The following is a 10920-nucleotide window of genomic DNA, read 5'->3' on the forward strand; positions in this document are numbered from 1 at the left end:
TGTAGCGCACCAAGCGGCGCAACACGACTATCTTGAGCTTAGACATCGTCTGATCCTGACTTGTCGGGCGCCGTCTCGTCAGGCCGAGCCTTGTCATCTGCGGCCGGGCGCCCAGAATCAGGGTTTCGCCAAGCTTCTGGCCATTTTATTGCTTCACCCCAACTGGGAATTTGTCCTGTGGACGATTTGTGTTTCTGGCTGGAAGCGGTTTCGACGACCACCGGGTGTGCGGTTTTCTCCTCGTCTTTTGTCTTAGTATTTTCGGATCTGGATTCTGGCCACGAGATTTGCTCGGTGCCAGCGGCACGCACCACGGCAAGAGGTCGCGTTGTTTGAGGCTGTGTTTCGCTGGTGGACCGGCGCATTGCTGGAGTGATGCTCTCCAGCCTCGGATGGTGGTTGGGATCGGAGGGTGCTTTCACCAAAAGCGCTGCGCAAAAGGCGACGGTGACCATCATGGTTTCGGTGCGTAGATGGTAGTCGACGAAGGCGTGTACCACCAGCAACCCGATGATCAGAGCAGCGGCGCGCGTAAGTCCATGATCGATCTCAAGTCCGTGGGCGCTGGGGGTCCACCACGCGGTTCGCGTGCGCGCTAAGAACCACAACGCGGCAAACACCATCAGGACCGCTCCTGCAAGCCCCGTTTCCATCAACAACTCGAGAATGTCGTTATGCGCGTGATTGATATAGCGATCGATGAGCGCATCCTGAGGCAGCTCAAACGCACCATAAACTGGGACAAACGAACCCAATCCAGTGCCGATCGGAAATGCCGCCTTTATTGCGGAAAAAGTGTTCTTGGCTATCGCGATGCGTGCGTCTGTGAGCGGGTCTACGTCGAACCTGTTCAACACACGAATGAGGGCAAACTGCAAGGAGAACACGGCCACAGTCACGACGGCGGCAACAATCAATCCACTTGCCGACGTCCATCGGGTGCGGCGTTTGTCGGCATAGGACAATGCAAGGGCTCCAAGTAGCGCCAGCATCGTGAGGCCTAGTCCGGCGCGAGAGCGAGCCATCATTTGTGCCGCAATGAGAAGGGTCAGGAGCGTAAACCCGCCCAAAAGGACGAGCACGTGCCGCATCTCTGCCGCCCGAGACGAAGTATTTTTGCGCCAGAAGACGCCATTGATGGCCCACACGGCCGCGATGAGTGTGGCGCTATACAGCAGAGCGGCGAAGTGGTTGCGATTTGCAAACAAGCCAACCGCTTCTGGGTTGCCTTCACTTTGCGCAATCCAAAGGTGTGCTGTCTGCAGAAGTCCGGCAAAGGCGCTGATAATGGCGGCCGCAAGGAAGACCAGGCTGAGCGTTCTGCGATCATGGTTCGTGAGCTGCGCGGTCGCTAGAAACACGGCGATCGGTGGCAGAAGCGTCAACAAAGAAACCCACGTCGCCTTCGGCGCCATGCTGATCGGCATCCACGCGGTTTGGTTCGAGGACATTTCAAGTGCCGTCTTTTCGAGCTCTCGGGCTGGCAGGGTCGCCCAGAGCGACGGTGGAAGCGGAATAAGCTGTAACAGTGGAATGGCTATTAGAGCCGCGCAGAGCAGCAATTCCGAGCGACCGAGATTGCATTTCGCGCCGGCCGACAATCTCCAAAGGGCGAGTAGGAGACAGGGGATGGCGAGTAACTGCAAGAGCGTGTCGGACAAGTAGAAACCGGCCGCCGCTCCGCCGCCGAAAATCAGGCTTGTCGAGAACAGTAGGGCGCCGACCCAAAATAGCGCGCCGTCTCGGGGACGTGCTCCGACGGGCATTGCTGTGCGGCCTTGATCATCATGGCGATGGGCTATTGACCGCTCGCCGGCTTATCTTCATCCGAACTCATTATTGCAACGCCAGCAACGACGCCGCCCACGGCGAGAGCACCGAGTATTAGCAGCCCTTGATCCGAGGAAGCGATCTGCTGTGCGTTGGCACAAGTTGGCGGTGTCGAAGAAACAACGGCAACGTTGCCTGCCTCTACACGCACTTTGCATCCATTTTCATAGACGATATTGGCGGCGGCGCCGGGCGCGGCCATTACGGTGTTGCCTGAGCCGGCTGCCGCAGAACCGCTGACAGGAAGGAAACCCTCCCCGGCGTTGATCGAGACCCTGCCGCGTATGACCTCGACTGTCGCAGCCTTTGCTGCATATCCAGCCACTGAGCAACCCAAACACAGAGCTGCCACGCGCAGTACCCACACACACGACCGCATCCCATACTCCCTCGAAGGCGTACTCTTGCCTCGTGGTGGCAGGCTTAACGCACGTTAACTCTGCTGACAAGCAGACGGACTGGACCGAAATGGGCGGCCAATGACTCATTAGATTGCTGATTTAAAAGGACATTGACAGCCGAGTCGTTTCGGCTCCCGGCGGTGTGACTTACTGGCTGCTCACAGGTTTATCACCACCACTATTGCTCGTGCCGATGATGATTGCAGTGCCTGCCGCCACCGCGATGCCGCCGATGATCAGTCCATTCGGAATAGTGTCTGGCGATGGAGGCGGGCCCGGTGGTGTCACATTACAGACGGTCGTGACTTGTCCCGGTTGAATATTGATCACGGCGCCGCTATCGCACGTGAGCACTGCGCTGCCGCCTGCGTTGGCCATGATCGTGTCACCCTCTTTGAGGGTAACGGGGCCAGATATCTGCACAAAGCCGCTGCCGGTGTTCACTAAGACGTCGCCGTAGACATTGTCGAGCGTCGCAGCCTGCGCCGCGCCGGCTAACGTGCCTAAAATGAGCGCAGAATAAAATGTACTCAATCTGCTCATACGAATTGCCCCCGCAATCTTACCGGCAGACTAGACAACCTTAAGGTGAGTCGGCGCAACCCTCGGAAAGTGAACAACTCAATTTCGTTATTAGAAGTTGGGGGAAGATGCGTGCAAGCATCACGTTCAAGCAACCCAGGGTTGCTCATGCGCCCTATTTTCGACCTATGATCAGTGTTGCATCAATTGTCCAACGTGTGAGTTAACAATTATTGAACAGGTGTTCCGCGTTGTGGGTGACGGCGCCAGATGATTGATCTTCATTGCCACATTCTGCCCGGAATCGACGACGGCGCAGCCGACGAAGCGATCTCATTGCAAATGGCGGCGGCCTTCTTGAATGACGGCGTCACCACTGTTGCGTGCACACCACATATTCTGCCAGGGCTTTATCAGAACTCAGGACCGCGAATTCGCGAGGCCGTCTCGCGCTTGCAGCAGAGTCTGGATGCAGAGGGCATTCCGTTGCGCCTCGTGCCGGGTGCAGACAACCATGTTGTGCCCGATTTCGTGCCTGGGTTGAAATCAGGACATCTGCTCACATTGGGTGATAGCCGATATGTGCTGGTCGAGCCACCGCACCACATCGCACCCCCTCGGATGGAGGAGTTGTTCTTCAACATCTTGGTCGGTGGATATGTTCCGATTCTGACTCACCCGGAGCGTCTTACTTGGCTAGCATCGCAATATTCCACCATTGGTCGGCTAGCACAGGCGGGGGTGTGGATGCAGATCACCGCAGGGTCGTTGACTGGTGCATTTGGTAAAAGTGCGCGATATTGGGGTGAGAAAATGCTTGATGAGGGGCTGGTGCATCTCCTGGCTACCGACGCGCACGATGTCGTTCGCCGCCCTCCTCAGTTGTCGAGAGGGCGAGACGCGGCAGCTGCTCGCGTAGGAGAGGCAGAGGCCAATCACCTGGTGGTGACCAGGCCGAGAGGGGTACTTTTGGATGTTGTGCCGACTGAGTTGCCCGCGCCACGCGGGGGGCAGCCGCACTCCGTTGCTACGCAGGGGGCGCGAGGTGGGCAGCGCGATGCTGATCGCCCTCGGATGCGCTCTTCTGGTGGCTGGCTGCGGAGCCTCTTTAAATAATGGCACGACCCTAGCAAACAATGAGGGCGCCGGGCCGTCTCCGACTGCGCTCGCCACTGGCTCGACTCCGACTGATGCGGCTGGCGCGGCATTCGTGCCCGTCGCTGCCACTCCAGCGGACAAGGTCGCTGCGGCTCGAGCGGCTGATGCTTTGACCGCGCCAGCGACGCCGGGCAGTACCGCATACAAAATCGGCTTCCAGGATGTCGTTGAAATTTCCGTGTTCAAGGTGCCGGAGTTGTCCAAGAGCGTTCAGGTGTCGGAGACCGGCGACATAAATCTTCCGCTCGTTGGCGAGGTTCAGGCGGCGGGCAAAACCGCTCAGGAACTTGAGCGCGAACTTACAACCAAGCTGGGATCAAAGTATCTGCAAAACCCGCAGGTGACGGTGCTCGTGAAGGAGTACAACAGCCAGCGCGTCACGATCGAAGGGGCGGTGAAGAAGCCGGGTGTCTACCCGATCCGGGGCCACAGCACGCTGTTGCAATTCATCGCCACGGCGGAGGGGCTCGATCCTTCCTCTGATTCATCCGTGGTGGTGTTTCGTCAGTCGAACGGCAAGCGCACGGCGGCGCGATTCGACATCTCCGAAATTCGCTCCGGTAATGCCGCTGATCCAGAAATCCAGTCCGGTGATGTCATCGTCGTTGGATCTTCCGTGGCGAAAGAGACTTTCAATAATTTCCTCAAATTGCTGCCGGTCGCCAGCGTATTTGCGCTGCTCTGATGGGCCAGCCTAAGCGATCGCGAGCTTCGATAGAGGACTATGAGTAAATCGGTCAACGATAGCCCGGAGCATGATGGTGGGACGAAGGTCGTTCGACTTGTTCCCTCGACCACCAACGTTCCGACCAATCTCGATCCGTACCGTTCTCTTGGTGGCTATGGGATGCCTGGAGAGGAGCAGGGCGGTCTCGGCATTGATATTTTTGAGTACCTGCGCGTTGTAAACAAACGCAAGTGGCTCATTCTCTGCATTGTCGCGGCTTGCGTTGCACTGGGCGGGATACGAACGCTGATGCAGACGCCGATGTTCACTTCGGTGGTCCGCTTGCAGATCGACAACGTCACCAAGGTTCTGGACAGCGGTAACTTGATCCAGGCCGAGGGCTTGCAGGATTTTGATTTCCTTCAAACGCAATACGAGCTTTTGCAGGGGCGAGCGATTGCCGAGCGTGTCGCGTCAGCTCTTAAACTCGGGAGGGATGACAGCTTCTTCGATCGTCGCGGCTTTTCCATCGGCGGACTTGTGAAGTCCGTTCTGGGGCGGACCGAGGAGCCAAAGAGCCCCAGTGAACCAAGATCGGATTCCGCGGCCGCCGGTCTGCTTATGGCCAACATGGCGGTTGAGCCCATTAAGGGCTCGCGTCTTGTCGATATCATCTATTCCGATCCCGATCCTGCCCGCGCTCAAAGGATAGCGAATGCCTATGCTGACGCCTTCATCGCTTCCAATCTCGATAAGCGCTTCGAGGCCAATGCCTACGCCAAGACGTTTCTTGAAGATCAGATCAAGCAGCTCAAGCTGCGGTTGGAAGAGTCCGAGAAGGTCATGCTCGACTTCGCCCAGAAGGAGCAGATCGTGGACGTTAACGAGAAGGGTTCGATTGCCGAAAGCAACCTTGCTGCGGCCAATGCCACGCTCGGCAGTCTGGTGTCGGAGCGCATCAAAAACGAACAGCTCTGGCAGCAGGTTGAGAAAGCCACTGAGATAAATCTTCCTCAGTTGCTGACTAACAACGTGATCGACGGTCTGCGCGCAAAACGCAATGCCCTGGTGACGGAGTATCAAGAGAAGCTCGAAACCTTCAAGCCGAGCTATCCCGCGATGGTTCAGATCAATAACAAGATCAAGGAGGTCAATCGCCAGCTCACGAGTGAGGTTGAGACCATCAAGGGTTCACTGAAGGCGGCCTACGAATCTTCGCTCAATCAAGAGCGCGAGACCAAGGAGCAGATTGAGAAGCTTCGAAGCAACGTCATCGATTTGCAGAAGCGTTCTATCCAATACAACATCCTCAAGCGCGAAGTTGACACCAACCGCGGCCTCTATAACGGGCTGTTGCAGCGCTATAAGGAGATCGATGTAGCGGGTGGTGTCGGGGCCAACAACATTTTCGTCGTCGATAAGGCGCAACTCCCAGGCGATCCATCTTCTCCGAACCTTTCACGCGCCATCATGCTTGCGCTCATGTTCGGTCTGGGTGCAGGTCTTGGCGCGGCATTCCTGCTCGAATACATTGATGACACGATCCATTCCGTTGAGGAGATGGAGCGGATTTCGGGCCTGCCGAGTTTGGGTGTCGTGCCCAAGCTGAAAGACAACGAGGACGTTGTGGACGCGCTGCTCGATCCGCGGTCGGCGTTGTCCGAGGCATACCGGTCGCTGTGTACAGCTCTGCAATTCTCGACCGATCATGGGCTTCCCAAAACCCTGCTGGTCACCAGTTCGGCACCTGGCGAAGGCAAGTCGGTCTCGTCCGTCGCCATTGCCCGTCACTTCGCGATGATGGGAATGAAGGTGCTGATCGTGGATGCCGATTTGCGCAATCCATCGCTGCACAAGAAGTTCGGCGTCGATAACGCAATCGGGCTCTCCAACTATCTGACCGGCGGTTGCACGCCGCCGGAGGCGTTCCAGATGCTCTCCATCGAGAATCTGGCTTTCATGCCTTCGGGGCCTCTGCCTCCAAATGCGGCGGACTTGCTGGGTAGCTCACGGTTGCACTCGCTGTTGTCGATCGGACTTGAGGTTTTCGATTTGATTGTACTCGATGGGCCGCCGGTCATGGGACTTGCCGATGCGATGCTGTTGTCGAATGCAACCTCAGCCACGCTGTTTATCGTCGCAGCTAATCAAGCGAGAACGAGTCAGGTGCGCGGGGCGCTTCGGCGTCTCCATCTTGGTAGAAGCCCATCCATCGTCGGCGCAGCTCTGCTCAAGTACGACGCCAAGGCTGCGGGCTATGGGTATGGGTACGGGTACGGGTACGGCTATGGCTACGGCGATCAGGCCTACACATACGGGACACGGCTTGAACACCAGCCGGATCAAAAGGATCTTCCCGGGCCGTCGAGGGCGCGTTCATGAGCGCCGCGGCCGAGGCAATTAGGCTTGCTCTCGACCTTATGCACGTGCCGTCACGTTTGAAGCTCATTCGGTATCAGCCTTTGCCGGTCGGAGTTGGGATTTTGTTGCGTATTGCCGCGGGTGAGGAAGATGCGTGCGAGCAGGCTGTCGGGCTGACGGGACGTAGCCGCAGCGACGTCCGCAGGGCGGCTGCCTTTTTCATCGAGCAGATGATGTTCATGCCGGACGCAAGCAGCTATCGCGTGCTGGGCGTTAGGCCGGATGCTAGCACGATCGAATTGCGCAGGAATATGGCGTTGCTGTTGCGCTGGCTCCATCCAGACGCTAATAGCGAACAAAGCGCGCTATATGCCGGGCGAGTGACCAGAGCTTGGGACGACCTTAAGACGCCAGAGCGGCGGCGCGCTTATGATCACACTTGGCAAAGGACGCAACAACAGCAGCGCAAAGGATCATCGTTGCGTCAGTTACGTCAGGCAAGCCGCTTGTCGATATTGAAGCCGGAGGATCAGGAACGGCGCGACGCACAAGATGCGGGTGAATTGCGCGCGGCGTTGCGGTCTTTGTTCCCCGGCGACGAGGATTGATCCAATTACAATGCATCAATCGCCAAATGCCATAGCGCATGACCACGATGAATCGGCTGTCGCCGTCTCTCGACGACCGTCCATGTTGACGGCTGCTGCGCTCGTCGTGCTGGGTCTCGTGCTCGTGTGGCTGGTCATCACCAAAACGCTTTCCGCATATCTTGCGCATGAAGATCCGCAGCGCGCTCTATCGCTCGATAGCTCCGAGCCGACGGCCTTGGTCAAACTGGCGACTGAACGGCTGAAGACATCCGAGGCCGAAGAGGCCGACGCGACGATGACGCGCAACGATGTCGCCGTCGGGGGTGAGACGTATTCGGGCCAGAAGGCAGGTATTGCGGGATCTCTTTCCAGTCTCGCGGCTGCGCGGTTGCGAAGCCAGCCAGGCGCCGATGCTGGCGGAGAGAAATCGGCTGAAACAGAAGAGAAGGCGAAATGGTCGTCTCAGCTTCGCCAGGAAGTAACGCAAAGCCTTCAAGCGGCGATGCTGAGTGCTCCGTTGAACGCAAGGGCATTGCAAATCCTGGGGCAGATTGCGCAGGACGAGGGAGACCAAGAACGTACCCGGCGTCTCATGACAGCCGCCGCGCACGTGTCCTTGCGCGAGGCGCCGGCCATCGCCTGGCTGCTGAAGGATGACTATGACGCCGGTCGCTGGGATGAGGCGCTCAAGCTCGCCGATACTCTGCTCAGAACGAAGAGTGCTGCGCCGGCATTCGCTGGCAGATTTCTTTCCGGAATGGCGGAGAATAGTCAGGCAAGCCCTTCGGTGAAGGCGATGCTGGCCGACGATCCGCCTTGGCGAACCAAGGCGTTGGAGGCGATGTACCCGCATGTTACCGACGCTCGCACGCCGTTCGATCTGTTCCTGGCATTGAAGGACACGGCTCATCCACCGGATCGGGAAGAGCTCGCGCGGTACCTAAGTCTACTGGTCGCCAAGAAGTTCTATGAACTCGCCTATTATGCGTGGCTTCAGTTCCTTCCTCCGGAAGATTTAAGAACGGCTGGGCTGGTCTTTAACGGCGGGTTCGAGCGTCCTGCGACCGGGTATCCATTCGATTGGTCGATAACCCAGACTTCAGGTGCGACAGCCGGCATTGTGGCGCGCACGGATCAGTCTGATGGGCACGCTCTTTCCGTGGAGTTTGGTCTTGGCCGTATCAAATTTCAGAATGTGCAGCAGATGATCATGCTCCCGTCCGCTCATTACCGCTTGAAAGGTGAAGTCAAGGGCCAGCTGACGGGCCGTCGCGGCCTCGTCTGGCGGGTGAGGTGCGCTGATACTTCGACGGTGATCGCCGAGACGCCGATGATCTTCGGTGTGGCCAACACTTGGCGCGAGTTTTCAGCGGAGTTCGACGTTCCCGCCAACGACTGCAGGCCGCAGCTCCTCAGGCTGGAACTCGATGCGCGCTCAGCATCCGAGGAGTTGATATCGGGCACGATCTATTTCGACAACCTGTCGATTGCGCGATTTATGCCCAAGGCGGCTGCTTTGGAATAGGATTAGAATTCATTGCCCATTAATTCGTGATGCGAGGCACTGTTTTCGGCGGCCGGATGTAGGTTAATAGCCAGGAGCAAACTGGCTGGGAAATTGGTCTAATTTTAGCAAACTTGTATTTGTGATTTTAATGCGGCTTGCGCGCGAGAGCAAATTGGAAATTCCGCACAGCTCTCTGATATAAAAACAAAAAAGCGAACAAGTGAAATTGCATCGGTGTGCGTTAGATCAGTCCGGTGACGAAATTTCTGAATATCGTTCACATATCAACGCGAACAATTATCGGAGACTTCGAGCAATTCCTTTAATACAATGGCAATTGCAAATTTCGTTTATGTTTTGGTTACAATTGTTGATCCGGTATTAATGGGTCCCAGTTCCTTTTGTTAGTGGAGTGGTGACCATGTTTTGGGTTGGCAAAAATAGCGGCGCACACGTTAATCCGTTTTATACGATTTCCGGACGACTGGTGTCGGTGCTGGCCGGCTTCAGGCGCGATGAGCGCGGCACAGTGGCCATGCTGTTCGGCATGATGGCTATCGTACTTGTCATGCTGATCGGCGGCGCGGTCGATATGGGCCGCTGGATGCACGCCTACAGCGAGACCAAGGCCGCCGTCGATGCCTCGGTCCTGGCGGGGACCCGTACGCTTCAGGTATCGGGTGGCGACGTCTCGCTCGCTCTTTCGACAGCCAAGAACTTTTATAAGGCGAACACCGACGGACGCACGAGCGTCAAAGGCGACACGATCGATTTCAAAATCGACAGCACCGGACACGGCCTTTTCGCGACAGGCACGGCCTACATCGACACGCCGTTTCTTGCGGTTGCGAGCATTCCTCGCCTCGTTCTGTGGAAGGACGGCGGTTCGGACACCTCGAAAGCGGTGACGGAACTGGGGGGCGGCAACGGTCAAAAACTGGAAATCTCCGTCATGCTCGACACGACCGGTTCGATGGGCGGGGAAAAGATCGCTGATCTCAAGGCGGCGGCGAAGGACCTCGTCAATATCGTCCTGTCCGAGGGCCAGTCGAATGTGCGTGTCGCGCTCGCTCCGTTCGCAGAGAGCGTCCGCCCGGGGAGTGCCTATCTCAACCGTGTCCGCGGTTCGCGTCCGGGCTCGATCAAGATGTACGACAAGAGGGGTCGCCTCACGACCTACACTCTTACCCCTTGCGTCTCTGAACGCAGCGGCGCCGACGCTTACACCGATGCAGCTCCCGATGGCGCAAACGTCCTGGGTGCCGTTTATTCCAAGGGTGGATCGTGCACGACGGGTTCCGAGATCGTTCCTTTGACCTTTGACAAGTCTGAGTTGAACAGCACGATCGATGGTCTGACCGCGAGCGGTGGCACGGCAGGCCATTTGGGGACGGCCTGGGCCTGGTATCTGCTGTCACCCAAATGGTCGAATGTCTGGGACAGTGCAAGCAAGCCTGCCTCTTACGATGACGATAGCGTCAAGAAGATTGCGATCCTCATGACCGACGGTGAGTACAATACGCAATACGATACCCGAGGTCTGATGACCTCTACAAACAACACTAGCCCAATGAACGGTCCATCTGACACTCAGGCTCGTACCGTCTGCGGTCAAATGAAGGATGCAGGCATTCAGGTTTACACGGTGGGCTTTGGTCTGGACTCCACCAAGGCTATCGAAACTCTACGGCAATGCGCGACGGATGACACAACCGCCTATCTTGCACAGGACGGCGAGCAGTTGCGCAACGTGTTTCGTGACATCGCCGTCAAGCTGTCGCCGCTGCATCTGACACAATAGGTTTGGCGTGGGAAGAAAGGTAAAAGGGCGAGCGCTGGCAGGCGTTCGCTCTTTTGCTTTCTTGTGTTGCGTTCCGATTGCTT

The 10920-nt window shown here is 57.3% G+C and carries 9 protein-coding genes; 6 read left to right on the forward strand and 3 right to left on the reverse strand.

What is annotated here, in order from left to right; genetic code table 11:
* Window positions 1-38 precede the first annotated feature (38 nt).
* The 3 genes from R3D51_06570 to R3D51_06580 form a co-directional block, all read right to left on the reverse strand.
* The gene (locus R3D51_06570; GenBank protein MEZ5899143.1) at window positions 39-1766 is read right to left on the reverse strand and encodes an O-antigen ligase family protein; all 1728 of its coding nucleotides are present in this window, start codon (window positions 1764-1766) and stop codon (window positions 39-41) included.
* 32 nt (window positions 1767-1798) lie between these two features.
* On the reverse strand, window positions 1799-2155 hold the full coding sequence (locus R3D51_06575; GenBank protein ID MEZ5899144.1) for a hypothetical protein: 357 nt from the start codon (window positions 2153-2155) through the stop codon (window positions 1799-1801).
* Between the two features lie 223 nt (window positions 2156-2378).
* The gene (locus tag R3D51_06580; protein MEZ5899145.1) at window positions 2379-2774 is read right to left on the reverse strand and encodes a hypothetical protein; all 396 of its coding nucleotides are present in this window, start codon (window positions 2772-2774) and stop codon (window positions 2379-2381) included.
* Between the two features lie 249 nt (window positions 2775-3023).
* Here R3D51_06580 and R3D51_06585 point away from each other — a divergent pair, with 249 nt between their 5' ends.
* From R3D51_06585 to R3D51_06610, 6 genes are all read left to right on the forward strand, one after another.
* Window positions 3024-3869, forward strand: coding sequence for a CpsB/CapC family capsule biosynthesis tyrosine phosphatase (locus R3D51_06585; GenBank protein MEZ5899146.1), 846 nt, complete (start codon window positions 3024-3026; stop codon window positions 3867-3869).
* A 94-nt stretch (window positions 3870-3963) separates the two neighbouring features.
* The gene (locus tag R3D51_06590; GenBank protein ID MEZ5899147.1) at window positions 3964-4596 is read left to right on the forward strand and encodes a polysaccharide biosynthesis/export family protein; all 633 of its coding nucleotides are present in this window, start codon (window positions 3964-3966) and stop codon (window positions 4594-4596) included.
* A gap of 39 nt (window positions 4597-4635) precedes the next feature.
* The gene (locus R3D51_06595) at window positions 4636-6960 is read left to right on the forward strand and encodes a polysaccharide biosynthesis tyrosine autokinase (protein MEZ5899148.1); all 2325 of its coding nucleotides are present in this window, start codon (window positions 4636-4638) and stop codon (window positions 6958-6960) included.
* Complete coding sequence (locus tag R3D51_06600) at window positions 6957-7547, forward strand: DnaJ domain-containing protein (GenBank protein MEZ5899149.1); 591 nt, start codon at window positions 6957-6959, stop codon at window positions 7545-7547. The genes R3D51_06595 and R3D51_06600 overlap by 4 nt, the downstream gene beginning before the upstream one ends.
* A 10-nt stretch (window positions 7548-7557) precedes the next feature.
* Window positions 7558-9054 carry a hypothetical protein gene (locus tag R3D51_06605; protein ID MEZ5899150.1) on the forward strand — a complete coding sequence of 499 codons (1497 nt, stop codon included), beginning with the start codon at window positions 7558-7560 and terminating at the stop codon, window positions 9052-9054.
* A 403-nt stretch (window positions 9055-9457) separates the two neighbouring features.
* Window positions 9458-10837 (forward strand): pilus assembly protein, encoded by a 1380-nt coding sequence (locus R3D51_06610; protein MEZ5899151.1) that lies wholly within the window; start codon window positions 9458-9460, stop codon window positions 10835-10837.
* The last annotated feature ends 83 nt before the right edge of the window (window positions 10838-10920 follow it).

This window comes from Hyphomicrobiaceae bacterium, assembly GCA_041397645.1.
Lineage (GTDB): Bacteria > Pseudomonadota > Alphaproteobacteria > Rhizobiales > Hyphomicrobiaceae > Hyphomicrobium_B.

Bases quoted from the DNA above. Each gene is read 5' to 3' on its own strand.
- R3D51_06570 (MEZ5899143.1), bottom strand. From the start codon at position 1,766: ATGCCCGTCGGAGCACGTCCCCGAGACGGCGCGCTATTTTGGGTCGGC.
- R3D51_06580 (MEZ5899145.1), bottom strand. From the start codon at position 2,774: ATGAGCAGATTGAGTACATTTTATTCTGCGCTCATTTTAGGCACGTTA.
- R3D51_06585 (MEZ5899146.1), top strand. From the start codon at position 3,024: ATGATTGATCTTCATTGCCACATTCTGCCCGGAATCGACGACGGCGCA.
- R3D51_06595 (MEZ5899148.1), top strand. From the start codon at position 4,636: ATGAGTAAATCGGTCAACGATAGCCCGGAGCATGATGGTGGGACGAAG.
- R3D51_06600 (MEZ5899149.1), top strand. From the start codon at position 6,957: ATGAGCGCCGCGGCCGAGGCAATTAGGCTTGCTCTCGACCTTATGCAC.
- R3D51_06605 (MEZ5899150.1), top strand. From the start codon at position 7,558: ATGCATCAATCGCCAAATGCCATAGCGCATGACCACGATGAATCGGCT.
- R3D51_06610 (MEZ5899151.1), top strand. From the start codon at position 9,458: ATGTTTTGGGTTGGCAAAAATAGCGGCGCACACGTTAATCCGTTTTAT.